The organism is Streptomyces sp. NPDC020780 (assembly GCF_044334475.1).
Lineage (GTDB): Bacteria > Actinomycetota > Actinomycetes > Streptomycetales > Streptomycetaceae > Streptomyces.
Genome location: NZ_JBIRTB010000001.1, coordinates 365242 through 389227, shown reverse-complemented (window position 1 = coordinate 389227; position 23986 = coordinate 365242). Strand labels below are relative to the sequence as shown.

Annotated in this window: 21 protein-coding genes; 9 read left to right on the top strand and 12 right to left on the bottom strand. The window is 73.7% G+C overall.

Translation table 11 applies throughout. The features are described 5' to 3' along the window. Positions 1-59: 59 nt before the first annotated feature. Positions 60-848: a 4'-phosphopantetheinyl transferase superfamily protein gene (locus ACH4VO_RS01765; protein WP_360983689.1), complete on the top strand. Its 789-nt coding sequence runs from the start codon at positions 60-62 to the stop codon at positions 846-848. On the opposite strand, the gene ACH4VO_RS01760 is transcribed toward ACH4VO_RS01765, so the two are convergent. From ACH4VO_RS01760 to ACH4VO_RS01740, 5 genes are all read right to left on the bottom strand, one after another. Then, the gene (locus ACH4VO_RS01760) at positions 838-1833 is read right to left on the bottom strand and encodes an AraC family transcriptional regulator (RefSeq protein ID WP_360983686.1); all 996 of its coding nucleotides are present in this window, start codon (positions 1831-1833) and stop codon (positions 838-840) included. The two genes, ACH4VO_RS01765 and ACH4VO_RS01760, sit on opposite strands and share 11 nt — an antisense overlap. 220 nt (positions 1834-2053) lie before the next feature. Continuing rightward, entirely contained in the window at positions 2054-2581 is a 528-nt protein-coding gene (locus tag ACH4VO_RS01755) for an anthrone oxygenase family protein (RefSeq protein WP_360983684.1), read from the bottom strand. 88 nt (positions 2582-2669) lie between these two features. Next, on the bottom strand, positions 2670-3305 hold the full coding sequence (locus ACH4VO_RS01750) for a hemerythrin domain-containing protein (protein WP_360983681.1): 636 nt from the start codon (positions 3303-3305) through the stop codon (positions 2670-2672). Between the two features lie 144 nt (positions 3306-3449). Next, positions 3450-4277, bottom strand: coding sequence for an NmrA family NAD(P)-binding protein (locus ACH4VO_RS01745; protein WP_360983678.1), 828 nt, complete (start codon positions 4275-4277; stop codon positions 3450-3452). 136 nt (positions 4278-4413) lie between these two features. Next, entirely contained in the window at positions 4414-4878 is a 465-nt protein-coding gene (locus tag ACH4VO_RS01740) for a DUF1772 domain-containing protein (RefSeq protein ID WP_360983675.1), read from the bottom strand. 265 nt (positions 4879-5143) lie between these two features. On the opposite strand from ACH4VO_RS01740, the gene ACH4VO_RS01735 reads away from it, so the two are divergent. Next, positions 5144-6526 carry a ricin-type beta-trefoil lectin domain protein gene (locus ACH4VO_RS01735; RefSeq protein WP_360983672.1) on the top strand — a complete coding sequence of 461 codons (1383 nt, stop codon included), beginning with the start codon at positions 5144-5146 and terminating at the stop codon, positions 6524-6526. A gap of 106 nt (positions 6527-6632) precedes the next feature. On the opposite strand, the gene ACH4VO_RS01730 is transcribed toward ACH4VO_RS01735, so the two are convergent. Both ACH4VO_RS01730 and ACH4VO_RS01725 read right to left on the bottom strand, forming a co-directional pair. Continuing rightward, positions 6633-7289, bottom strand: coding sequence for a hypothetical protein (locus ACH4VO_RS01730; RefSeq protein WP_360983668.1), 657 nt, complete (start codon positions 7287-7289; stop codon positions 6633-6635). A gap of 204 nt (positions 7290-7493) precedes the next feature. Beyond that, a complete protein-coding gene (locus tag ACH4VO_RS01725) occupies positions 7494-9305 on the bottom strand; it encodes a phosphatidylglycerol lysyltransferase domain-containing protein (protein WP_360983665.1) in 1812 nt (603 codons plus the stop codon). 75 nt (positions 9306-9380) lie between these two features. On the opposite strand from ACH4VO_RS01725, the gene ACH4VO_RS01720 reads away from it, so the two are divergent. Further along, a complete protein-coding gene (locus tag ACH4VO_RS01720; protein ID WP_360983662.1) occupies positions 9381-10256 on the top strand; it encodes a hypothetical protein in 876 nt (291 codons plus the stop codon). Positions 10257-10346: 90 nt separating this feature from the next. Here the strand turns inward: ACH4VO_RS01720 and ACH4VO_RS01715 are convergent, their stop codons facing one another. From ACH4VO_RS01715 to ACH4VO_RS01700, 4 genes are all read right to left on the bottom strand, one after another. Beyond that, positions 10347-11021 (bottom strand): formylglycine-generating enzyme family protein, encoded by a 675-nt coding sequence (locus tag ACH4VO_RS01715; RefSeq protein ID WP_360983659.1) that lies wholly within the window; start codon positions 11019-11021, stop codon positions 10347-10349. Positions 11022-11210: 189 nt separating this feature from the next. Further along, positions 11211-12170 carry a D-2-hydroxyacid dehydrogenase family protein gene (locus tag ACH4VO_RS01710; RefSeq protein ID WP_360983656.1) on the bottom strand — a complete coding sequence of 320 codons (960 nt, stop codon included), beginning with the start codon at positions 12168-12170 and terminating at the stop codon, positions 11211-11213. 49 nt (positions 12171-12219) lie between these two features. Further along, positions 12220-12888, bottom strand: coding sequence for a nuclease-related domain-containing protein (locus tag ACH4VO_RS01705; protein WP_360983653.1), 669 nt, complete (start codon positions 12886-12888; stop codon positions 12220-12222). 1424 nt (positions 12889-14312) lie between these two features. Then, positions 14313-15515 (bottom strand): Ku protein, encoded by a 1203-nt coding sequence (locus ACH4VO_RS01700; RefSeq protein ID WP_360983650.1) that lies wholly within the window; start codon positions 15513-15515, stop codon positions 14313-14315. Between the two features lie 59 nt (positions 15516-15574). On the opposite strand from ACH4VO_RS01700, the gene ligD reads away from it, so the two are divergent. The 6 genes from ligD to ACH4VO_RS01670 all read left to right on the top strand — a co-directional run bounded on the left by ligD (position 15575) and on the right by ACH4VO_RS01670 (position 23077). Next, entirely contained in the window at positions 15575-16468 is an 894-nt protein-coding gene (gene ligD, locus ACH4VO_RS01695) for a non-homologous end-joining DNA ligase (protein ID WP_360983647.1), read from the top strand. 172 nt (positions 16469-16640) lie between these two features. Beyond that, positions 16641-18743 carry a PBS lyase gene (locus ACH4VO_RS01690; protein WP_360983644.1) on the top strand — a complete coding sequence of 701 codons (2103 nt, stop codon included), beginning with the start codon at positions 16641-16643 and terminating at the stop codon, positions 18741-18743. Further along, on the top strand, positions 18740-19057 hold the full coding sequence (locus tag ACH4VO_RS01685) for a zinc-ribbon domain-containing protein (RefSeq protein ID WP_360983641.1): 318 nt from the start codon (positions 18740-18742) through the stop codon (positions 19055-19057). The genes ACH4VO_RS01690 and ACH4VO_RS01685 overlap by 4 nt, the downstream gene beginning before the upstream one ends. A gap of 69 nt (positions 19058-19126) precedes the next feature. Next, a complete protein-coding gene (locus ACH4VO_RS01680) occupies positions 19127-20539 on the top strand; it encodes an FtsW/RodA/SpoVE family cell cycle protein (RefSeq protein WP_360983638.1) in 1413 nt (470 codons plus the stop codon). After that, entirely contained in the window at positions 20536-21993 is a 1458-nt protein-coding gene (locus tag ACH4VO_RS01675; RefSeq protein WP_360983635.1) for a penicillin-binding transpeptidase domain-containing protein, read from the top strand. Before ACH4VO_RS01680 ends, ACH4VO_RS01675 begins: the two co-directional genes overlap by 4 nt. Beyond that, positions 21986-23077, top strand: a complete 1092-nt coding sequence (locus tag ACH4VO_RS01670; protein WP_360983632.1) for an amidase — start codon at positions 21986-21988, stop codon at positions 23075-23077. Before ACH4VO_RS01675 ends, ACH4VO_RS01670 begins: the two co-directional genes overlap by 8 nt. Here the strand turns inward: ACH4VO_RS01670 and ACH4VO_RS01665 are convergent. After that, positions 23070-23903, bottom strand: coding sequence for a hypothetical protein (locus ACH4VO_RS01665; protein ID WP_360983629.1), 834 nt, complete (start codon positions 23901-23903; stop codon positions 23070-23072). The genes ACH4VO_RS01670 and ACH4VO_RS01665 overlap by 8 nt on opposite strands. Positions 23904-23986: the final 83 nt, after the last annotated feature.

Sequence of the window (23986 nt, the reverse complement as noted above, 5' to 3'; positions counted from 1 at the left end):
CACGGGACGCCGTCCGGCGTCCGGGCCCGGAGGTCACGCGCCGAGCGGACGGGCGCACGGTGATCGAACGGCTGGTACCCGAGGGGGTCGCCCGGGCCGAGGCGTTCGACGACGTACTGCCCCGCCTCCCCGACCCCAGGGAACTCGCGCTCCTGCGGGGGCGGCCGGAACGGGTCGTCCGTCAGTTCGCCGCCGCGCGCGCCTGCGCCCACCGCTGTCTGGACGCGCTCGGCGCCCCGCCCGGCCCGCTGCTGCGCACTGCGGAGGGCGGCCCGGCCTGGCCGGCGGGGGTCGTCGGCAGCGTCACCCACTGCGCGGGGTACCGGGGGGCGGTGGCGGCGCGCGCCGAGGTGTGGGCCGCCCTGGGCCTGGACGCCGAACCGGCCCTTCCCCTGCCGCCCGGTGTCCTCGGCCTCGTGGCCTCCGGACGCGAGCGCCGGATGGTGGCCCGGCTCGCCGCGGAGCGTCCCGGCATCCCCTGGGACCGGCTGCTGTTCAGCGCGAAGGAGGCCGTCTACAAGGCCTGGCACCCGGCCACCCGCCGCTGGATCGGCACCCGCGCCGTCGAGGTCGCGTTCACGGCCGGGGGTCTGCTGACGGCTGCGGTCAGCCCGGACCGTACCCCGCCGCCCGGGGTGCGGCACCGGCGGGCGGACGGCTTCCCGGCGCCCACGGTCACCGGGGCGCCGGGAAGCGGCGGGGTCGCGGCCCGGTACTCCGGCCGCTGGTGCGCGGAGGACGGCCTGCTCCTCACCGCCGTGGCCGTACCGGCCGGCGTTCCACGCCCGGGGGCACCGGCCGGTGTCCCGGGGCCGGGGCCCTGGTGGACGACGCGCCTCAGCGTCTGAGGACCACCGTCCGCCCGTCGGAGCCCGTGGCCAGGGTCTCCTCCGCGGGCCGCCGGCCGCGCCGGTACTCCTGGGGGCTGACACCCCGTTCGCGCTTGAACGCGGCGCTCAGCGCGAACGGACCCGAATACCCCACCTGGTCCGCGATGTTGGCGACCGACAGGTCGGGGTCGCGCAGCAGGTCGGAGGCGAGCGTCAGCCGCCACCCGGTGAGGTAGGACATCGGCGGCTCACCGACGAGTTCGGTGAAGTGCCGGGCCAGCTTCGCCCGGGAGACCCCGACGGACGAGGCGAGCGACGCGACCGTCCACGGCTCGCTGGGCCGTTCGTGCATCAGCCCCAGCGCCCGGCCCACCACGGGGTCGCTCTGCGCGCGGAACCAGAGCGGCGCGCCGGTGCCCGGCTCCATGAGCCAGGAGCGCACCACGTTGATGAGCAGCAGGTCGAGCAGCCGGTCGAGGAACACCTCCTGGCCGATGTCCTCCTCCTCCATCTCGGCGGCCAGCATGCCGATCAGCGGGGTCCGCGCGGCCGAGGCGGGCTGGACCAGCAGCGCCGGCAGACTGGCCAGCAGCCTGCGCCCGACCTCGTTGGGCGCCTGGTAGGTACCGCTCAGCATCACGGTCGATCCCGTGCGGTGCGGCTCGCCCCAGGTCCGGACCCCCAGCGACATCGTCTCGGTGACGTCCTCGCCGTCCGCTGTGTTGCAGCGCTGCTCGGGGGCCACGGTGATACCGGGGGGCGTCGCGGGATCGTCGACGAGCGTGTACGGCTCGGGGCCGCGCACGACCGCGACGTCGCCCGCCGCCAGTTTCACCGGCGCGGCGCCCTCGCGGAGCACCCACGCCGAACCGTGCAGCAGGGTGACGAGCGACAGGGGCGCGCGGTCCTCGACCCGCAGCCCCCACGGAGGGTTGAACACCGACTTCAGGAGGAAGGCGCCCCGCGCCTTGGGGCTTCCCAGCAGGCCGCTCAGGGCATCCACAACCGTCACCTCGCACCGTCCCGCGATCCTGGTCCCCAGGGCCGTCCCCGCACCGGCCGCGCCCCTCCCGCCCGGCGGAGCGCGCCGCCGGGCGGCTCGGCTGCCGGAAGGAAGTGCGAAGCCGGCCGGCAGACACCCGCGGGAGTCTCCGGCCCGGCGCTCATCGCCGTACCACGGTCTGTCAACGTCTTCCGCCCCCGTGCCCCGTCGCCGCTCCCGGTCATCCCACCGGGGCGGTCGTCCGCCGCCTGGCCGCGTCGCCGAGCAGGGCGAACGCACTCAGGCAGGCAACTGTACGGACCGCGTTGGCCAGCCGCCAGGGCTTCTCGTACGCCTTCCTGGCGGAGGCCAGCGCCGCCGGCGACCCGCCGGGCGCGTCACGCAGCCGGCGGTTCAGGGGCAGGCTGACGCAGACCGTGACCAGGACGCCGAGGCCGTAGAGCGCCGCCGCCGCGCGGGCCCGCCGCGCGGCATGGCTCCGCCCGGCGCGGCCGAGCCTGCGGGCGGCGACACCGGCGGCCACGAACACCCCGAGGAAGAGCGTCCCGAAGGAGGCGTCGTCGTCCAGGGCGTCGTTGGCCCGGCTCATCACGGCGACGAACCCCGCGTCGTCCCGGCGGGCGAGGACGGGCATCACGCCGACGTCGAAGGCGAGGTACAGACCGGCCATCAGACCGGTGCCGAGGGTGGCCGCGACGAGCACCGGATCCGGCCGGTTGCCCGCCGGGAGGACGGTGTCGGGGCTCATGGTGTTCCTCCGGTCGGTTCGGTGGGGCGGGTACTCGGCATCGCCGGGCCGGGCCGCCGGCCGAGCGGCGGCCCGGCCCGGCGGGCCGTCACCTGGGTTCCAGGATTCCGGCCAGCGAGCGGCGATAGGCGCCCCCCAGCAGGGTGCGTCCCATCAGCCGCACCGGGCCGGGCATCAGGCCGGGCGGCACCGGAAGGCCGTCCAGCAGCCACGGCGGCAGGACGCGCTTGACGCGAAAGGGCGCCGCCGCGAGGACACGTCGCTCCAGGGCCGCGAAGACGTCGGCCGGTACGCGTGCGAAGACGGGGAAGGTCAGCTCCTCCTCCTCACGCAGGTGCCGGTGGAGGACGGTGTCGAAGGTGTCGACGGCCGCCCCGACCAGCTCGGCGGGCCCCTCCTCCAGTGCGCGGGTCACCCGGAGCATGGAGTCGTCGAGCGCCACATGGTCCTGCACCATCCGGTGGGACCCGACGGCGATCTCCGGCGCGTGCTCGATCAGGCCCGGCCACAGGATGTCGTCCTCCGTGCGGTGGTGCCAGTCGACGATGGCCCTGAACTGCCCCCACCACTGCGCGACCTGAGGAAGGCCGGAGGAGGTCAGAAGCGGTGCCGCGACCACCAGTCGGCGGGAGTCACGTCGCAGCGCGAGGTGCGTCTGCGCGAATCCGCGAAGGTGGCGGGGCAACGCCTCCACACCCCTGCCTCCCCACACCAGCCCGTCCATCGCGTGCCTCTCTTCTCTGGGCTGCCCCGGCGGTACCGCAGCAGGGACGCCTCGCTAGGTCTGTCTGTGGTGTACACGGGTCGGTGCGGTGGTCCGCCGGGCCGGCGCCCGGTCCGGCGGACCACCTCTGCCGGACGCCGGTGGTCAGGCGTCCCAGACGCCGGTGGCGGCGGCTTCCTTGGCGAAGTCCGAGAAGTCCTTGGGCTCCCGGCCGAGCGCTTCCCGGACGCCGTGCACGACGCTGGCGTTGCGGCCGTCGACGATCAGGGTGAAGAGGTCCGCGAACTCCTCCGGCTCACCCAGCTCCCGCAGCGCCGCCCGGTAGTCGTCGATGCTGACGGGGATGTAGGTGATGGTCCGGCCGGTCGCCGCCGACAGTTCGCGGGCCACGTCGTCGAAGCTCAGCAGCCGCGGCCCGGACAGCTCGTACGTCCTGCCGATGTGCCGGTCGTCGGTGAGGGCGGCGACCACCACGTCGGCGATGTCGTCGGCGTCCACGAACGGCTCGACGCCGTCGCCGGTGGGCAGCGCCAGTTCACCTGCGCGGACGGGGTCGAGGAAGAAGCTCTCGCTGAAGTTCTGGTTGAACCAGTTGGCCCGGACGACGGTCCAGTCGCAGCCGGACGCCTTGAGGGCGTCCTCGCTCGCGACCGCGCCCTCCTCGCCCCGGCCGGAGAGCAGCACCAGGCGGCGGACACCCCGCGCGACGGCGAAGGCGGCGAACCGCTCGACCGCCTCCTTGGCCCCGGGGAACGCGAGATCCGGGTAGTAGGTGACGTACGCGGCCGAGGCTCCGTCGAGGGCGGCCCCCCAGGTGCTCTCGTCCTCCCAGACGAAGGGCGGCTCGCCGGTGCGCGAACCGACCCGCACCGGGCGGCCGAGCCCCCGCAGGTTCTCGACGACGCGCCGTCCGGTCTTGCCGGTGCCGCCGATGACGAGGATGGGTGCTGTGTTCTCTACGTGAGTGCTCATAGATTCATTAAAGTCTCCGCAACACAGACGGTGAATAGCTCACTGACTCAGTTTCATACGCGATCGTCTCGAATCGCGGTGCGAGACGTAGGTACGGGCTTCACTCCCGCCGACGCGTCCACCCGCCCCGGGCGGCTCACCGGGCGAGGGCCGCGGCCACCAGGACGAAGGCGGCGACGGCGAACAGGGTCCGGGCCACGTGCAGGACGTTCCACCGCCCCTCGAACGCCGCCCGCGCTCCTCGCGCGTCACTCCCGCCCCGTGAGGCCTCCAGCGCGTTGTTGAGGGGGACGTTGCCGCCCGAGGTGATCAGGTGCCCCACCAGCGCGCAGACGGCCGCGGCTCCCACGAGAGCCGTGCCGGCGCCGTCCCGCGCGTCCGGTGCCACGAAGAAGGAGACGGCGGGGAAGGCCAGCGAGCCGAGGAACAGCAGAAGAAAGAGCGGACCGGGGACCGTACGGTTCACCGTCCGCATGACCAGGGTGAACGTGGGGTCGTCCACCTTCTTCAGGGCGGGCATGACGCCCGACAGGAAGGCGAGCATGTATCCGGCGTACAGCCCCGTGCACACCAGGGCGAGGATCTCGAGAGCTTCCGACATGCTGATCATCATCGCCGCTCCGGGGTGTTCTCGGCAGGGCCGGTTTCGGACGCGCGCCGACGCGGTCCGTCGCTCCCGGCCAAGGGGCCGCGCACGCGTGACCCCGCGTCCGCCGGTGACCCGTTCGGCCGTATCGGACGGCCCGGCGCACATGGGGGGAGCCCGCCCAGGGCACATACGCGTCGGACCGGGCCGGACCGGCGTCACGGAGAACCGGAGCCCGGCCGGCCCGAGGACGGACGGCGAGGGGTGTGACGGGGTGGCGATGGACACGGCTGGGTCCCGCGTGGCGCGTCGGGGGCGCCGATGGTCGCGTGCGGCTCTCATCGCCCTGAGCGGGGCCCTGTGCGGGGCGCTGGTCTTCGCGCCGGTGGCCGACACGTCACCGGCCTCCGGCGGTACGGCGTCCAGGGCGGGAGGGCCGGATTCGCCGGGACTCGCCGTCGAGGCCGGGCACACCGGCTGCCGCAGGACCCTGGTCGGAGTCGCCCACGAGGACGATGACCTTCTCTTCACCAGCCCCAGGGTCGCGCGGCTCGTGGAGCGGAGGTGTCCGGTGCAGGTGGTCTACCTGACGGCCGGCAACGAAGGACACCCGGTCGGCGCCGGCAGTTACGCCGCCCGCCGCGAGGCGGGGGCACAGCAGGCGTACGCACGGCTCGCCCGGGCCACGGGGCGCTGGACGCCCGACCCTCTGCGGGTGGGATCGGAACGGATCCCCTCCGTGCGTCTGCGCACCGGCGGCGGGGAGGTCCGCCTGACCTTCTTCCGGCTGCCGGACGGGTTCCCGCGGGGCGGCGGCGCACCCGACGGGCATCAGAGCCTTCTGCGCCTGTTCCGGGGCGAGATCACCGGCATCCGTGCCCTGGACTCCCCCCGCACGTACGACGAGGGCCGTCTGGTCGCCGCACTGGTGGCGGTCATGGAGCAGTGGCGGGCGGACGACGTACTCACGCTCGACCACGACTACGTGACGTTCGGCGGTCCGCGGGTGACGGGCGCGGACCACAGCGATCACGGCATCTCCGCGCGGTACTTCCGCAGGGCCGCCTACGCGTCTCGCATCAGGCCACCGGTCATCCCGTACGTGGGCTACGGGATCTCCCTGCTGCCGGCCAATCTCGACGCCGGGCAGCGGGCGGCCAAGGGCACCGGGCTGGTCGCCTACGCGGAGACGGCGCGCTGTACACCGCTGCGCTGCCCACCCGCGAGCGCGATCGTCCACACGTACCGGAGCTGGCTCGCCCGGGAGTACCCGCGTCGGCGTCGCGGCCCGGGGCCCGGAGAGATCGTCTCGGACATCGGAAGAGCATCTGCTCGCGGCGCGACCGAACTGTGTCTGTCCTCCGGCCGGGACGGGGCACGGGTGAGTACCCGCCCGTGCGAGGGATCCGCAGGCCGGAGATGGGAGTTCGAGGCGGACGGAACCGTCCGGCCCGCCGGCTCCACGCGGTGCCTCACCGGTGGGCCCCACGTCGGCGTCGCCGCCTGCTCCGGCGCGGCGGAACAGACGTGGCGGCGGGACCGGCACGGACGCCTGGAGGCCGGGGGCCGCTGCCTGACCCAGGACGACATGGCCCGGGTCGCGCCCCGCCTGCACATGAGCGCCTGCTCCCCGTACCGGCCGGAGATCGTCTGGCGCTGGTGAGCCCGGCCGGGCGATGACCGCGGCGAGTTCCGGCGACCGCGCCTCCCACCGACCGGAGGCACCGCCGCGTGCCGCACACCGGCCGGGGACACCGCCCGGCGCATCCCTACACGCCGCGGGGCGGAAGGACCGCGTACATCACCAGCGCCGCCACGATCGCGACCAGGTGCTCCCTGCCCGCGAGATCGGGCTTGACGGCCGCCTCGCCGACCATGAGCGCCAGCACCAGGGTTCCGGTGGCCCAGGCCCGAAAGCGCAGGCAGAGATAGACGGCGAGACCGACGACGGCACCCGACGGGCCGGTGTCGACGACCTGGGCGTCGGCGGCCGGGAGCCCGAGCACGCCGCCCGGCCCGAGCGCGATACCGAGGCGGGCGTACAGGCCACCGGCCAGTGTGCAGACGTAGGCGATGAGCAGCGTCCGCCGCCGGCCCAGCGTGGTCTCCGCGATCCCGAAGACCACCAGCACCTGGACCAGCGCCCCCCACACCGGCAGGTCGGCGGCCGGCACGAACAGCGACAGGGGGGTGCGGGCCAGTGCGAGCCACCACGGATCGGCCGCCCGTACGAAGCCGATGTCCTCGACGACGCCGGAGGCCCAGTCGTGGGCCCCCCGGCGCTGTGCCAGCTGGAAGAGGGTGATGAGGAGGAGAGCGGTGAGCGTCAGGGGAATCGCCCGCCATCCCCGGCCGGCGAGCCCGGCTCGTACGGCCGCCCGGAGCGGACCCCACTCCCGGCGCGCGAAGGCGGCTGCGTGTCTCACCCGGCGGTTCCCCGGGGGCAGGCGGGCGCGGGGCCGCGGGAACCGGGCACCTCCGGCACACGGCCCGACGGCTGGGGCCCGACATCCGGCCGGGCCGCGGCAGGAGGCAGCGGCGGAGGGATGTCCCGGCCGTCCGGCCCCGGGGGGTGTCCGGTGGTCACGGGGCCAGCCTGACACCGGGGAGGTGGACACACATCCGCGCTCTCAGTCGCGCCGACCGGCGTCCGGGCGCCCCGGAAAGGGCCGGCGCCCGGCACCCGTGCGTCTCACGTACTGCCGGTCGAGCCGTCCCGGCAGCCGCGGTGCTTGGAGGAACCCCTCGGCGCGCGCCGCGGCCACGGTGATGCGCAGCAGGTCGGCGCTCGTGTCGAAGAGCAGATACCGCGGCTCCCAGATGGGCCGGTACTTGGCGTTGGCCCGGTACAGCGACTCGATCTGCCACCAGCGGGAGAAGAAGCTCAGCAGAGAGCGCCACAGGCGCAGCACCGGACCCGCACCGAGCTTGGAGCCGCGCTCGAAGACAGAGCGGAACATCGCGAAGTTCAGGGAGATCTTACGGACACCGAACTCCTCCGCGTCTCTGATCAGCTCCAGCACCATGAATTCGAAGAGGCCGTTCTCGGAGTTGCGGTCCCGGCGCATCAGGTCGAGGGACAGTCCCGTGCGGCCCCAGGGGACGAAGCTGAGGAGCCCGCGCGGCCGCTCTCCGTCGTGACAGACCACCATCACGCAACGGCCGTCCTCCGGATCGCCGAGGCGGCCCAGCGCCATGGAGAAACCGCGTTCCGTCTCCCCGTCGCGCCAGTCGTCGGCGAGACGGACCAACTCGGCCATCTCCTGCGGCGGGATGTCCTCGTGCCGGCGCACCCGCACGCCGTAACCCGCACGTCCGACGCGGTGGTAGGCCTGTCGCACACCGCGCATGGCACGGCCTTCGAGAGTGAAGTCCCCCAGGTCGACGATCGCTTCGTCGCCCAGCTCCAGGGCGTTCAGGCCGTGCCGGGCGTAGACCGTGCCGCCTTCCTCGCTCGCACCGATCACGGCCGGGGTCCACCCGTGTTCCCGGGCCTGCAGGAGCCAGCGGCTGATCGCCCCCGGCCACGCCTCCGGGTCTCCGATCGGGTCACCGGCGGCCAGTGACACCCCGCTCACCACCCGGTAGGTGACGGCGGCCTTGCCGGAGGGGGACCAGATGACACTCTTGTCACGCCGCAGCGCGAAGTACCCGAGGGAGTCGCGTTCCCCGTGCCGCTCCAGTAACGCACGCAGGCCCCGCCCGTCCTCCTCCGTCATGGCGCCGACGGGCCGCCGGGAGCGGAACGCCGCGTACAGGACGAGCAGGACAAGCGCCGTGCCGAGGATGTTGATCAGCACATTGGTCCATGTGGGCGTGCTGATGCCCCCGAAATGGATGTCGTCGTAGGCGAGGGAGACCATACGGAGCGCGCCGTAGTGCCAGCGCTGCAGGAAGGTGGAGTGCGCGGCCTCCGGGTCCGTGTTGGATGCCGTGACCAGGGCGGCGGCAAGGAGGGAACACGCGAGGAAGCCTCCCGCCGCGACGAGGACCGCCAGTCTCGGATTGGCCGGGTCGCCCTTCGCGTGGAACTCACGCCGCCCGCCGAGCAGGACGGCGACGAAGAGCGCGGTGAGGATCACCGAGACCCAGTTCTGGGCGTGCTGCCGGTAGACGGGCACCCCCATCGCCAGTGCGGCCAGGGCCAGGACGAGGCCGGCGAGCACGAGATTGAGGATCCACGCCGCGCGCTTGCGACGCCGCATGGTGACGGCCAGAAGGAGCGCGAGAGAACCGGAGAAGAACCCCGCCGTCAGCAGATAGGGCGTGAGGAACTCGTCGTTGTTGTGCCGGCGGATCTCGTTGCCGAACGAGACCCAGACCGCGGCGAGGAAGTTGACCCAGGCGACGGCCCGCAGATACCAGACCGCCGCCAGGTAACACCGCCGGGACAGTCTCCCCCGATCACTCTCTCCCCGCGGACCCGGCCGGACACGCTCCATGGACATGAAGATAGAAGCAGAAAGAGCGGTATGCGCGTTCCGTGGCTTCATCGGTGAGTTGTCTACAGTGCCCCTGTGCTCCTCGGGATGATCTGTGCTCTCACCTCGGCGATCTGCTACGGAACGGCCTCCGCCCTCCAGGCCGTCGCCGCCCGCGCCGCGGAACCCGGCACCGGCTCCGCCCTTGACCCCGCCCTGCTGTCGCGCGCCCTGCGCCGGTGGCCCTATCTCGTCGGTCTCACGCTCGACGGAATCGGATTTCTTCTGCAGATCGTCGCGTTGCGGTCCCTGCCGCTCTACGCGGTGAGTTCCGCGCTCGCCGCCAGCCTCGCGGTCACCGCGGTGGCCTCCGTCCGGCTGCTGGGCGTCCGGCTGGGCACGGCCCGGTGGGGTGCGGTGGCGACCGTCTGCTGCGGGCTGACGGCGATCGGCTTCGCCTCCGGTCCTGCGGGCAACCAGTCCGCGCCTGCCGCCCTGGGCTGGGTGCTGCTGGCCACCATCGTGGTGGTCCTCCTCGGCGGCGTACTGCTGGGCGGCAGGCTCCCCGCGGGACCGCGCGCGCTGTTGCTGGGTCTGGGAGCCGGAGTGGGGTTCGGCACGGTCCAGATCGCCGTCCGCCTGATCGACTCGCCCGCCCTGCCCGCACTGCTGGCCGGGCCGGCGCTGTACGCACTGCTGGTCGGCGGCGCGACCGGGTTCCTCTTCCTCACCTCGGCGTTCCAGCGGGGTTCCGTCACGGCGGCGACGGCGGGCATGGTGCTCGGAGAGACGATCGGCCCCGCCCTGGTGGGCGTGGTGTGGCTCGGCGACCGGCCTCGCCCGGGCCTGGAGTGGCCGGCGCTGGCGGGCTGCGCGGCGGCGGTGGCGGGGTCCGTGGCGCTCGCCCGCTTCGGCGAGCCGTCCGGGCAGGGCGCCGGGGAGAGGACCGGCGGTGCGCGGCACGGCGGGTGAGGCGGGGGCGGGCCGCCGAAGGCCGTGCGGCACACCGGGCCGACGCCTCGACCCGGCGCCGCGGGCCGGTTCCGCCCGGCCGGGCGACTGTCAGAGCGTGCCGGACGCCGTCCGGCGCACACTGCGGGCCGGACGGAAGCCCAGGTCGTCGATGGCGAAGGTGGGGTGGCTGCGGCGGCGTACCGTGGCGCCGCAGCCGCGCTCCGACTCGGCCCAGCCGCCGCCGCGGAAGATGCGGTACGCGCCGTAGACCTCCTCGTCGTAGAGGTCCCAGCACCACTCCCAGACGTTGCCCAGCATGTCGTACAGCCCCCACGGGTTGGGGGCCTTGGCGCCTACGCCGTGGGCCCGGCCGTCCGCGTTGCCGTCGTACCAGGCGATGTCGTCGATCGCGCCGTACCGGTAGCCGGTCGTGCCCGCCCGGCACGCGTACTGCCACTCGGCCTCGGTGGGCAGGCGGTAGCCGTCCGAGCCCTGGTCCCAGGCCACCTGACCGCTCGCGGTGTCGTGGGAGTACGCCGGGGGCAGCCCGGCCGCCGCCGACATCCCGTTGCACAGTTCGACGGCATCGTGCCAGCTGATGTTCGTGAGAGGCACGGAATCTGCGGGGGCGGCGGCCGCCGGGGTCTCCGCCGCCGTGAGTGCGCCGTACAGGCCGGCCGTCACGGGATAACGGCCGAGCTGGAAGGGTGCGATGTCCGTCTGCCGGCGGGTGCCGCGGCGGTCGTCACGGAGATCGACGGTACCGGCGGGAACGGCGGTCATGGGCGGGTGCACGGGTCGGGCCTCTCTGTCGGCAGCGGTCGTCGTGCCGCCGTCCACGCACCCTACGAGGAACGGCGGACTCCGAACCCCCGTGAGGCCGTTACCGACATGCTCCGTTCACATGCGGCACCGAACACCGGACCGTGCGCGGCCTCTGCCGCAGGTCGCCGGACGGGCGGGGGCCCGGCGTCAGCCGAGCAACCGGACGGGGGCGCCGTCGAGGTACGCACGGATGTCCTGCACGGCGTGCGTGTAGTACGTGGCGTAGTTGGCCCGGGTGACATAGCCCAGGTGCGGAGTCGCCAGCAGCCGCGGTGCGGTACGCAGGGGATGGCCGGCCGGGAGCGGTTCCACGTCGAACACGTCGACGCCCGCGCCCGCGATGGCGCCCCGGGTGAGGGCGTCGAGCAGCGCGTCCTGGTCGACGATCGCCGCCCGCGACGTGTTGACGAGGTAGGCGGTGGGCCGCATCAGGGCGAGCTCCGCCGGACCGATCAGGCCCCGCGTGCGGTCGCTGAGCACAAGGTGTACGGAGACAAAGTCGCTGCTCTCCAGCACGTCTTCCATCGACGGGGCGAGGCCCACCCCGACCGCGTCGGCCCGCTCCCGGGTCAGGTGGTGGCTCCAGGCCACCACGTCCATCCCGAACGCCCGGCCCACGGCGGCGACCCTGCTGCCGATCTTCCCCAGCCCCAGGAGCCCCAGCCGCCGGCCGTGCAGGTCGGCGCCGACGGTGGACTGCCACGGCCCGTCCCCGCGCATCGACCCGGCCTCGGTCACGAGACCGCGGGCCAGGCCCAGCAGCAGCGCCCAGGTGAGTTCGACGGGCGGCGTCGCCGTGCTGGCGGTCCCGCAGACGGTGACCCCGTGCCGCTGGGCCGCCGCGTAGTCGATGACGGAGTTGCGCATGCCGGAGGCGACGAGGAGCCGCAGGCGGGGCAGCCGCCCGAAGAGCCCCGCCGGGAACGCGACCCGCTCCCGGAGCGTGACGACGATGTCGAAGTCGGCCAGGAGCGAGGCCAGTTCGTCCTCGGTGGCGCAGTGCTCCGTGAAGCTCACCACGTCGACGTCCGCGGTGACCGACGACCAGTCGGCGACGCTGGTGGCGACGGACTGGAAGTCGTCGAGCACGGCACAGCGCAGTTTCATCAAGGGTTCTCCCTGGGCGGCACGGAAGTCCACCGGCCATGCCCGGAGTTCACCCGCCCACCCAGGCCTCCCGGTTCCGCGCGACATCGTAGACCTTCTCCACCTGGGTGGGTGTGAGGACGCCGGTCAGCGGGGCCAGGGCGGAGACCTGACGGTCCCGGTAGACGCGGACACCGGCCGGGGTGGCGACGACCTCGAGTGCGGTGACACCGACGAAGACCAGCACGGTGCCGACGGGTACGGGGAACGAGCAGTGCGCCTCCAGCACCGCCTGGGCGGCCGCGGCCCCGGGGCGGCTGTCGAGCGCGTACGGCCGGGGGGCGTCGTCGTCGGTCCGCAGGGTGCCGTCCCCGATCCGGACGCGGGCCTGCGGGTGGTGTTCGGTGTACACGGCGAACACGCCGCCCGGCCCGATGAGGAGGTGGCCGAGTTCCGTGCCGTCCGGCAGGGGTACCGAGTGCAGGACCCGCCAGCCGTGCCGGGTCAGCCGTTTCAGCTCGGCGCCCGAGCGCCGCTCTCCCGCCAGCGCGGCCCGGCGGGGGTCCCCGTCCTTGTGACGGCGCAGGGCGCCGGTGGCGGCCCGCACGAGGGCTCCGGCTCCGGACGCGTCGAGCTGCGCCCGCAGCGCGGCGCCGGGCCGCCGGGACGCGAGGTCACTCGCCGGCGTGAGCGGGGGCAGCGCGGGCCGGGGGGACCGCCCCGGCGGCGGACCCGGCACGGGCGCGGACGGTCGGTACCGAACCGATTCCGGAGTGACCACAGGCGCGGATGCCCGGTCCCGGTCGGGTTCCGGGTCGGCTGCGGAAGGAGACGGCGGGTTTCCAGGGGGTTCCGGAGCGGACGCGGACACGGACGGCCGGTCCTGGGCGGATTCCAGGACGCCCACAGGCGCGGATGCCCGGTCCTGAGCGGGTTCCGGGTCGGCTGCGGGTCCCCGGACGTGGCGGGACGCCGGGGCTGGGGGCACGGTCGGGGGTGAGGTCGCGGGTGCCCGGTCCTGGCGGCGTGACGTCGGGGCCGGCGCGGGTTCAGGGGCCTGGCTCGCCACCGGAACCGGCCCGGACACCGGGTACCGGGGCAGTCCCGGGGGTGACTGGGGCAGTCCCGGAGGTGACTGGGGCAGTCCCGAGGGTGGGGCGGGTGCACGGCCTCGGCCGGACACCGGAGCCCGGACCGACGGGGGTGTCGGCGCACGGTCCTGCCGCAGGCGCGGGTCCGTCTCCGGGGCCGCAGCGGGGCGCGGCTGCGGGACCCGGCCGGTGCCCGGCTCCGCGACCGGTCCGCCCGGCCGCCCCACGACCGGTCCGCCCTGCCCGCCCTCCGGTGCCCTGGCCGCGCCGCGCTTCCGCATCCGCCGCAGGGGCGGGATCCGGGGCGCCGTCGGCGGGGCCGGCGGAGTCGGCGGTCCCTGGGGGGCCACCTCGCCGAGGGCGGGGATGCCCGGGATCTGGCGCGCGAGCGCGTCGGTGACGGCGTCACGGTAACGGGGGTGCAGGACCGTGATCGTGCCGCTCCCCAGGTCCGCCCACCCGATCGCGGTGCCGTCCGGCAGGTTCACGTAGAGCCGGTCGTGCCCGAAGAGCTGCCATGACGTGACCTTGAGATCCTGCATCGTGCCCCTCCTGTCTCACCGTTCCGACGTCCCTGCCCCCAGCGTGTACGGCGGTCCGGCCGCCGGACAGGGCGCAGAGCGGGCGCGCGGAGTCGGGGGCACGGCGTTCCGGAGCGGTCCGGGCACCGGTGTGCCCCGGACTGCTCCACAACCCGGTCGGACCGGAGGGACACCGAGCACCGGACAGATGTCCATCATGGTCCGCACGTCGGCCCTGACCTCGGTAACGGTGGTTTCGTCACCTGTACGGGCGGCTTCGGCCACAAGATCGATCCACTGTGCGACGGCGCCCTCCCCTACGCCGACACGCTCCGTGATGTCTGGGCCAAGCCCCGGGACGTCACCGGGACGTCAGAGGCGGGTGCCGGGACAAATGCCCGAGAGGCGGACGGCCGAGAGGCGGACGGCCGAGGGGCTTTGTCAGCAGAAGGCGCGGGACGGGCTCAACGGGCGGCGACGGGCCGTGCCACCCCCAGGGGCGGCGGAGCGGGGACGGGGAGGACCGGGCCGAGCCCGTGCGCGCGGCGCGCTCAGGCCGAGGTCCGCTTCCTGGAGGAGGCGGTCGCCTTCTTCGGGGAGGAGCGGTTGCCGGAGGCGGCCTTCTTCCCGGCCACCTCCTTCGCGGGAGCCTTCTTCCCGGGGCTTCTCCTCGCGGCCGTCTTCTTCCCGGGGGCCTTCTCCTCCGCGGCCGTCTTCTTAGCGGGGGCCTTCTCCTCCGCGGCCCTGGCGGCCGGCTTCCCCGCCGTGGTCTTCTCAGCCGCAGTCCTCGCGGTGGCCTTCTTCTCGGCAGGTGCCCTCCTCCGGGACGGCTGCTCGACGGCGGCCTTCTTCCCGGCCCCCTCCTTCCCGGCCTCTTCCTTTCCCGCCGCTCCCTTCCCGGCCGGGCCCTTGCCCGCCCTCCCCTTCCGCGCCCCGCGGGAGGAGATGTGGTGAACATCCGCCACCCCACCCCCGCCCTGGGTCTCCTGGGCCGCCCGTACGCTGCTCTCCAGCGCCGCCATGAGGTCGATGACCGTGCCCCCGCCCTCCCCCTCGCCCTCCTGCGGCTCCAGTGCCTCCCCTGCGGCCTTCGCCGTGACGAGTTCCTCGACCGCCTCCCGGTAGTCGTCGTGGAGCGTGTCGAGATCGGCCTCCCCCAAGGTGTTCATCAGGGCGTCGGCCAGGTCGAGTTCGGCGTCGCGCACCGTGACGCCGGAGTCCGGCGCGACGCCCTCCGGGGCACGGATCTCATCCGGCCACAGCAACCCGTGCATCGCGATCACCTCGCCGGTCACCCGCAGCATGCCGAGCCGTTCCCGGCCACGCAGCGCGTACTTCGCCACGGCCACCTTCCCGCTCCGTCTCAGGGCCTCGCGCAGGAGCGCGTACGGCTTGGCGGCCGGGACCCCGTTGGCCGAGAGGTAGTAGGCGGAGTCCAGCTGGAGCGGGTCGATCGCGGACGCGGGTACGAACCCCTCGATCTCGATCGTCTTGGCGGTGGGCAGCGGGAGCGAGGCCAGGTCCTCGTCGGTCACGGGCACCACGGTGCCGTCGGGTTCCTCGTACGCCTTGACGGTCTCCGACGCGGGCACCTGCTCCTCGTCGAGTTCGCAGACCTTGCGGTACCGGATCCGGCCCCCGTCGGCGAGATGGATCTGCCGGAAGGAGATCGAGTGGTTCTCGGTGGCGTTCATCAGCTTGACCGGGATGCTGACCAGCCCGAACGAGATGGAGCCGTTCCAGATGGACCTCACCGTGCACCCCTTAAGCAGGCAATCACCGCATAAGACGGATTTCATGTGATTCTTATCGTATGACGCCGATCACAGAGGTGGAGGGGCGGCGGCTGGCGCTCAGCAATCTCGACAAGGTGCTGTACCCGGCCACCGGAACCACCAAGGGCGAGGTACTGCACTACTACGCGGCCACGGCGGCGGACGTGATGCTCCCGCACCTGAGCGGCCGGCCGTTGTCGTTCCTGCGGTATCCGGACGGCCCGGACGGACTCCACTTCTTCACCAAGAATCCGCCACCCGGTACACCCGACTGGGTGCGGACGGCCCCCGTGCCCCGCTCCGACGACCCCGGGGCCCGGCAGGTACTCGTCCAGGACCTGCCCTCGCTGATGTGGGCGGCCAACCTGGTCGTGGAGTTCCACACCCATCAGTGGCGGCAGGAGACGCCGGCGGTCGCGGACCGGATGGTGTTCGACCTGGACCCCGGGGCGCCCGCGACGGTGGTCGAGTGCTGCGAGGTCGCGCTCTGGCTGCGGGAGCGGCTGGCGGAGGACGGGTTGACGGCGTACGGCAAGACCTCCGGTTCCAAGGGGCTGCATCTGCTCGTCCCCCTGGAACCGGTGCCCTCCGACGACGTGACGGCGTACGCGAGGGGCCTGGCCGTCGAGGCGCAGAGGGCGCTGCCCGAGCTGGTCGTGCACCGGATGACACGTGCGCTGCGCCCGGGGAAGGTGTTCGTCGATTTCAGCCAGAACGCCGCGGCCAAGACCACCGCGGCCCCCTACACCCTGCGCGCCCAGGACAGTCCTGCCGTCTCCGCGCCCGTCACCTGGGACGAGGTCGGGGCTTGCCGGACCCCTGCCGAACTGGTCTTCCTGGCAGGAGACATGGCGCGGAGGCTGGCACGGCACGGAGATCTGCTCGGCCCGCTGACCGATCCGGAGCAGGCACGGCCGCTGCCCGGCGGATGAGGCCGGACAGGAAGCGCACAACCCCTCCACATCCCTCCTGCGCGGCCCCGGGAAAGGCCACAAGTGGAGGGTGGATTTCGCCCGGCCGTGGTGCACACTCTGCGCAGGCGCTGCTTCGTGGACCGGTCTCCACCGGGTCCCGGGGTAGGGGACGGCACGGGGAGGGGATGGCGTGTTCGCGGGGATCGACGAGGTCGACTGGGCCTCGATGGAGCATGCCTACGGGCCGGCCGACGACGTACCGGCACTGCTGCGGGGACTTGCCTCGGCCGACACGGCCGAGCGCGAGAGCGCGCTCGACGGGATGTACTGCGCGGTGCACCACCAGGGCGACGTGTACGCGTGCACCCTCGCCTGCATCCCCTTCCTCTTCGAGCTGGTCGCGGACACCCGGGTGCGGGACCGGGGCTGCCTCGTCGAACTGCTCACCAGCATCGGCGGCATCGATCTGGACGAGGACGACGAGGACGACCTCGACGAGGAGGAGAGGGAGGGCGCCGCGAACTACGCGATGGCGGCGGCCGCCGTCACCGCCGGCGCGGAGGTCTTCTTCGAGCTGGTGGCCGACGACGACCCGGGGGTGCGGCTCGCCGCCCCTCTGGCCCTGGCCACGCTGCACGGCCATCCGGTCAGGGTGCTCGCGCTGCTGCGTGAGCGGCTGTCCGTGGAGACCGACGGCGAGGTGCGCCTCGCGCTCGTCGAGGCCGCAGGCCGGGTGGCCCTGCGCCACCGTCCGCTGGCGGCCCGGGTGGCGGACTGGCTGAGCAGGCTGGCCGCTGAGGCGTACGCACCGGGACTGCGGCTCGCGGCCCTCGCCCAGCTGGCCCGGTGCGCCCCGGACGCGCTGCCCGGTGACGTGGTGCGGATCGTGTCCGGACTGCTGCGGGAACTGCGGTCCGGGCCCGGCCCGTCGTCGGAGCCGCAGCAGGCCGAGGCTCAGGTGGAGCGGCCCTCCTCGACGCTCGTGGGGCAGTTGCGGGCGCTGTCGGCCGCGGAGTCCGCGGAGCGCCGGACACCGTGGGCGGCCGATCTGCTGCGGACGCTGCACGTCGGCCTGGACGACCGCGTCGAGGACCGTACGGCCCTGCTGGCGGACCAGCTGCGGAGCCCCGACCCGTGGCAGCGCATCGACGCCGTGCGGATGAGCGGCGGGCTGATCCGGGCCTGGCGGGGCCCGTACGAGGGGCTGGTGCGGCTGGTCGGCGCCCAGCTCGCGGATGCGGAACCGCGGCTGGCCGAGGCGGCCTCGCACGTGCTGGAGGAGCTGTTCTGCCTGGCCGCGCCCGCCGCCGACGCCCTGGCAGCACGGGTGGCGGCCGATCCCCGCGCCTGGGTGCGGGAGTGGGCCGGCGGGCCGCCGGGGCTGGGTTCCCCGGTGAAGGCGCTGGCCCGGCTGGGTGACGCCCGGGTGCTGCCCGCGCTGGCGGCGGCCCTGGAGCGGCCGGAGATCCCCCATGACGTGGGCTTCGCCATCGGGCATCTGGGCGCCTCGGCCGCCCCGCTGGCCGGGGTGCTGCGGCGCAGGCTCGGCGAGGTCGGGCTCGACGAGAGTGCGTACGACCGGGCGAGTCCGCTGCTGAGCGGGCTGACGGCCCTGCGCGCGGGCGAGGCGGCGCCCGAGGTGCTGCGGGTGCTGCGGGGAGCGCCGGAGTACCGGGGCGAGTGGCTGCGTACGGCGGCGCTGCGGGCCCTGGGCGCTTTCGGGCCGGCGGCCCGCTGTGCCGTTCCCGAGCTGCGGGCCCTGCTCGGCCGTCCCGGCACGGCGGCGGCCACGGAGGCCGCGGAGGCGCTCTGGGCGGTCTCCCGGGACGCCGACGCGGTGCTGCCGGCACTGCTCCAGGGTCTGCGGACGGAACGGGTCCACGACTGCCGGGCGGCGGCGAGCGCGCTGGGCGGACTCGGCGCGGCGGCGGCGGAGGCCGCTCCCGGACTGCGTGCCCTGCTGACGCACGAGGAACTGTGGCTGCGGGTCGACGCCGCGATCGCCCTGTGGCAGGTCACGGGGCGGACCTCCGAGACGGTGCCGGTACTCCTTGCCGCGTGGGAGAAGAATCGTCACGTCAGAGTTCGGGTCGCGGAATGTCTGGCGCGGATGGGGCCTGCTGGTGCAGGGTCGGAGGCGGTCCGGGTGCTGCGGGCCGAGCTGCTGTCCGTGCGCCGCCACAACGCGATGGACGGCGGCTACGGCAGTCACGACACTTATGAGGACGAGAGACTGCTGGCGATCTGCCGGCGGGCACTTCCGGGGAACGCGGGGAAAGGAATCACATCATGATCATTTTCGGTACGCGAGGTTATCTCTACCAGCTCGCGGTCCTCACCATGGTGTGCGGCTGGTGCGGCAACCCCGCCGCGCACACGCTGCGCAAGCGCGTCACCAAGTTCACGCTGTTCTTCGTCCCGCTGTTCCCGTTCTCCACGAAGTACGCGACGCAGTGCACCTTCTGCGGCGGCGAGCGGCAGATACCCAAGGAGGAGGCGGACCGGCTGCTCGCCCAGTCCCACGCCGGCCAGGACGGCAATCCGTACGGGGCCGCGCAGCAGCAGCCCGGGTACGCGCCCGGCGGCCGGAACCCGTACCAGGGCTGAGCCGCACCGGCGGGTGTCACGAGGTCGGCATAAGGGAAATAGCACCCGCCTCTTGCTACGTTGCGGAGCATGACCGCAACGACGGCGGAGGCGCGCCCGCCCGAGCTTCGCCTGCCCAAGCGGCGCGGGGTCGAGCTCTCGCTCCTGATCGGGGCCGTGCTCATCTCCGTCTACGGTTACGCGGCCGTCGGCCTCGCCAGGAACGACGCGGTGCCCCCCGATGTCGCCGGGTACGGCGCCGGTCTCGGTCTCCTGGCCCTGCTCGCCCACCTCGCCGTCCGCTTCCGCGCCCCCTTCGCCGATCCGCTGCTGCTGCCCATCGCGGTCCTGCTCAACGGACTGGGCCTGGTCCTCATCTACCGGCTCGACCTGGAGACGCCGAGCGACCGGGCGGCCACCACCCAGCTGGTCTGGTCCACGCTCGGGGTCGCGTTCTTCATCGCCGTCGTCGTGCTGCTGCGCGACCACCGCGTACTCCAGCGCTACGCCTACCTCTCGGTCGCCACCGCGCTGGTCCTGATGACCGTGCCGATCTTCTTCCCCGCCGTGAACGGGGCCAAGATCTGGATCCGGGTCGGCGGACTCTCGTTCCAGCCGGGCGAGTTCGCCAAGATCCTGCTCGCCGTCTTCTTCGCCGCCTACCTCGCCGCGAACCGCAACGCCCTCGCGTACACCGGCCGCAGGATCTGGAGGCTGCAGCTGCCCACCGGCCGGGTCCTGGGCCCCATCGTGGCGATCTGGCTGCTCAGCGTCGGCGTCCTGATCCTCGAACGGGACCTCGGCACCTCGCTGCTCTTCTTCGGGCTCTTCGTGATCCTGCTGTACGTCGCGACCGGCCGGACCGGGTGGATCGCCGTCGGGCTGCTCCTCGCCGCCGCGGGGGCCTTCGTCGTCGGCTCGTTCGAACCCCATGTGCACAGCAGGGTGCAGGACTGGCTGGACCCGTACGCGAGCATCGACGCGGGGCAGGGCCCCGGTCAGCTCGCCCAGTCGCTCTTCGCGTTCGCCGCGGGCGGCATGTTCGGTACCGGCCTGGGCCTCGGCCACTCCATCCTCATCGGTTTCGCCGCCAAGTCCGACTTCATCCTGGCGACCGCGGGTGAGGAGCTCGGTCTGGCGGGGCTCACCGCCGTCTTCCTGCTGTACGCCCTGCTGGTGGCCCGCGGCTACCGGGCGGGGCTCGCGCTGCGCGACCCCTTCGGCCGGCTGCTGTCGATCGGCCTCGCCTCGATCCTGGCGCTCCAGGTCTTCGTGATCGCGGGCGGTGTGATGGGGCTGATCCCGCTGACCGGTATGGCGATGCCGTTCCTGGCCCAGGGCGGTTCGTCCGTCGTCACCAACTGGATCATCGTGGCGCTGCTCATCCGGGTCAGCGACGTGGCCCGTACCCCCCATCCGGATCAGCCGGCGACGGGCGTCATCGCCCCCGTCGTCGAGCAGGGACCGCCGGACCTGGGACCGCACGGGAGGGCCGCACGGTGATCCGCTACATCCGGCACGCCGCCGCCTTCTGCCTGCTGCTGCTCGTCGCCCTGCTGGCCAACGCGGCCCGGGTCCAGGTCTTCGAGGCCGACGAGCTGAACGGCAACCCCGCCAACCGCCGCACCACCATCGACCGCTACGACCAGCCGCGCGGCGACATCCTGGTCGGCGAGGAGTCCGTCACCGGCTCGAAGGACACCGGCGAGCCGCTCGCGTTCGAGCGCACCTACCGGTACGGCCCGCTGTACGCGCCGGTCACCGGGTACGCCTCCCAGACGTACGGCACCTCGCTGCTGGAGAACGCCGAGGACGACATCCTCTCCGGTACCGCCCCGATCCTGGCCCCCCTCCCCCTGTGGGGTGACGTCACCCGCAGCCGGCAGCCCGGCGGCAACGTCGTCACCACCGTCGACGACGCGGTGCAGCGCGCGGCGTACGAGGGCCTGGACGGCCGGCGCGGGGCGGTCGCGGCCCTCGACCCGGCGACCGGCAGGATCCTGGCGCTGGTCTCCTCCCCATCGTACGACCCCGGCGTCCTGTCCGGTACGGGCTCCTCGGTCACCGACGCGTGGGCGCGGCTCAACCGCTCCGCCGGCCGGCCCATGCTCAACCGGGCCATCCGGCAGACCTACCCGCCGGGTTCCGCCTTCAAGATCGTCACGGCGGCGGCGGCGCTGGACGCGGGCGTCGTGAAGGACCCGGACGCGGAGACGGACACGCCGTCCCCCTACGTGCTCCCGGGGACCTCGACCACGCTCCCCGACGAGGCGCGTGGCTGTGAGCAGGCGTCGCTGGCGGAGGCGATCCGGGTCTCCTGCAACACGGTGATGGCCCACCTGGGGGTCCAGGTGGGACTGGAGGGCATGCTGGAGGCGGCGGGCCGGTTCGGCTTCAACGAGGACGGGCTGAGGATCCCCTCCCGGGTCGCCCGCAGCAACTTCGACTCGGACATGAGCGACGACCAGCTGGCGCAGTCCTCGATCGGCCAGTTCGACACGACCGCGACCCCGCTCCAGATGGCGATGGTGGCCGCGGCGGTGGCGAACGGCGGCGACCTTCGGCGCCCCCACCTGGTGGACCGGGTGACCACCGCCGGCGGTGGCACGGTGCGGCGGGGGGACGAGGACTCCTACCGGCGGGCGATGGAGCCGGGGACGGCAGCCCGGCTGCAGCGCATGATGGTCGACGTCGTGGAGAACGGAACGGGCACGAACGCGGCGATCGACGGGGTGAGGGTCGGCGGCAAGACGGGTACCGCCCAGCACGGCGTCGACAACTCCGCTAGCCCGTACGCCTGGTTCATCTCGTGGGCGCAGGCCCCGGACTCGGGCCGCCCCGCGGTGGCCGTGGCCGTGGTCGTGGAGGACGCCTCGGCGGACCGGGCCGACATCAGCGGCGGCGGCAGCGCCGCCCCGATCGCACGAGCCGTGATGGAGGCCGCGCTGGATGGCTGAGAACGACCCGGCGGCTCCCGCCGCCGAGACGGCCCTGGCCCGGATCGACCGGCTGGACCCGGAGCTGTCCGCCTTCACCGAGGTCTGGCACGAGGAGGCCCGGTCCCGCGCCCGCACCGCCACCGGTCTTCCCCTGGCCGGGCTGCCGTTCGCGGTGAAGGGCCCGGCGGGCATCCGCTCGTACGCGGCCCGCCGGCTCGTCGCGGCCGGCGGAGTCCCGGTCGGCGCGACGTCCGTGCCCGGCCCGGGAACGGACTGGCAGACCTGGGGCGAGGGCGCGCACGGCCGGACGGTCAACCCGTGGCGCGCGGACCGCACCCCGGGCGGTTCGTCGGCGGGCTCGGCCGTCGCGGTCGCGGCGGGCATGGTGGAACTGGCGACGGGCAGCGACGGGGCCGGGTCGGTCCGCATCCCCGCCGCATGGTGCGGGGTGTTCGGCCTGAAGACGACGACGGGGCTCCTGCCCTCCCCCGACCGGACGGGCCTGGCCTCCCCCGGCGTGCTGGCACGTACGGCGGCGCGTGCGGAGACGTATCTGCGTCATGTGCTGGACGGGTACGCGCCCCGGCCCGCCCGGCTCCCCGTCCCGGCGGTCTTCAGCCCGGACCTGGGCTTCGCCTCCGTCGACCCGCAGGTGGCGGAAGTGGCGCGGAGCGCGGTGGACCGGCTGGTGGCGGCGGGGGTGGTGCGCCTGGTCCCCCGGCCCGTCGGCCTGCTCGACCCGGTGGAGGCGTGGACGGCGGTGCGCCGGCGCGCGGTGACGCCCGCCACCCGGGCGCTCCGGGCCGCGAACGACCGCGTCCTGGACGCCTTCTTCGCACGCACGCCCCTGCTGCTGAGCCCGGCCACACCGAACCGGCCGCACGGCCACGAGGGCCCCGGCGAGGTCTTCTCGACGGCCCTGACGTGGGCGTTCAACCTGAGCGGGCATCCGGCGGCGAGCGTGCCCGCCGGTTTCACACCGGACGGCTGCCCGGTCGGCCTCCAACTGGTGACCGACCGGGGAACGGACGCGGAACTGCTGGGCATGGCATGCGCGGTGGAGCGGGTCCTGCCGCCGTCGCGTCCGCCCCGGTTCAGCTGATCGGCCTGCGGATCTCGGAACGGACCTGCGCGGCTTCCTCGGCGGCCTTCGCCAGGTCGAGCGATGTCGCGTCCTTGTCCATGTCCTGCGGCCGGAGCACGGCGACCGCGGCGGCGGTGTTCCCGTCGCCCCAGGCGCACATGGGCATGTTGGTGGTCAGGCCGATCTCCTTGGACTGCACGACCTGGCACTCCAGCGTGATGCCGTACCCCTCGGGCGTGTACTCCCTGGGGGGCACGACGACCGTCGCGCCCTCCCCCTGCGCCGCGCCCTCCAGGATCTTGCCGCGTACGAACGCCGGGCTGGCGAGCTGTCCGTACATGCCGGACAGCACCAGCATGCCGTTCTCCTCGGAGCCGTACTGGGCGACGGCGGCCCTGCCGTCCCGGATGGTCGGGTCGGGCATGTCCTCGATCTTCTTGCCCTCGGTGTCCGACAGGTCCTTGTTGAGGGTGAACTCCCCGTCCAGCACCGTCTTCTCCACGACGAGTTCGTGCGTGGCCGGGGGGAACACCGCGTCCGCGCCCCTGTCGACCAGCTCGTACACACCGAAGCCGAGGGCGGCGACGAGGACGAGGGACCCGGCCACGATGCCGGCGACGAGCCCGGTCCGCTTCCGGCGAGGCGGCTGCGGGGGCCACACCGGCGCACCCGGCATCCCCGGCTGCCCGTAGTACGGTCCGGGCGCGCCAGGGGCCGGCTGCGGCGGGTAGGCGTAAGCGGGCTGCTGCGGGTACGGGTTCTGGGCAGGCTGCTGCCCGTACGGATTCTGCGGGAGAGGGGGCTGCCCGTACGGGTTCTGCGGCGGCTGCGGCGGCATTGTCATGGGCTCACGCTACGTCACCCCCGAACGAGGGTTCGGCGTACGGATGGGCGACGGCCGTGGGCGGGAACCGGCTGTGCGTACGC

Excerpts from the sequence above, each read along its gene's own strand:
- ACH4VO_RS01755 (WP_360983684.1), bottom strand. The coding sequence starts at position 2,581 with ATGAGCCCCGACACCGTCCTCCCGGCGGGCAACCGGCCGGATCCGGTG.
- ACH4VO_RS01750 (WP_360983681.1), bottom strand. The coding sequence starts at position 3,305 with ATGGACGGGCTGGTGTGGGGAGGCAGGGGTGTGGAGGCGTTGCCCCGC.
- ACH4VO_RS01745 (WP_360983678.1), bottom strand. The coding sequence starts at position 4,277 with ATGAGCACTCACGTAGAGAACACAGCACCCATCCTCGTCATCGGCGGC.
- ACH4VO_RS01740 (WP_360983675.1), bottom strand. The coding sequence starts at position 4,878 with ATGTCGGAAGCTCTCGAGATCCTCGCCCTGGTGTGCACGGGGCTGTAC.
- ACH4VO_RS01735 (WP_360983672.1), top strand. The coding sequence starts at position 5,144 with ATGGACACGGCTGGGTCCCGCGTGGCGCGTCGGGGGCGCCGATGGTCG.
- ACH4VO_RS01725 (WP_360983665.1), bottom strand. The coding sequence starts at position 9,305 with ATGGAGCGTGTCCGGCCGGGTCCGCGGGGAGAGAGTGATCGGGGGAGA.
- ACH4VO_RS01715 (WP_360983659.1), bottom strand. The coding sequence starts at position 11,021 with ATGACCGCCGTTCCCGCCGGTACCGTCGATCTCCGTGACGACCGCCGC.
- ACH4VO_RS01710 (WP_360983656.1), bottom strand. The coding sequence starts at position 12,170 with ATGAAACTGCGCTGTGCCGTGCTCGACGACTTCCAGTCCGTCGCCACC.
- ligD (WP_360983647.1), top strand. The coding sequence starts at position 15,575 with ATGACGCCGATCACAGAGGTGGAGGGGCGGCGGCTGGCGCTCAGCAAT.
- ACH4VO_RS01685 (WP_360983641.1), top strand. The coding sequence starts at position 18,740 with ATGATCATTTTCGGTACGCGAGGTTATCTCTACCAGCTCGCGGTCCTC.
- ACH4VO_RS01680 (WP_360983638.1), top strand. The coding sequence starts at position 19,127 with ATGACCGCAACGACGGCGGAGGCGCGCCCGCCCGAGCTTCGCCTGCCC.
- ACH4VO_RS01670 (WP_360983632.1), top strand. The coding sequence starts at position 21,986 with ATGGCTGAGAACGACCCGGCGGCTCCCGCCGCCGAGACGGCCCTGGCC.
- ACH4VO_RS01665 (WP_360983629.1), bottom strand. The coding sequence starts at position 23,903 with ATGACAATGCCGCCGCAGCCGCCGCAGAACCCGTACGGGCAGCCCCCT.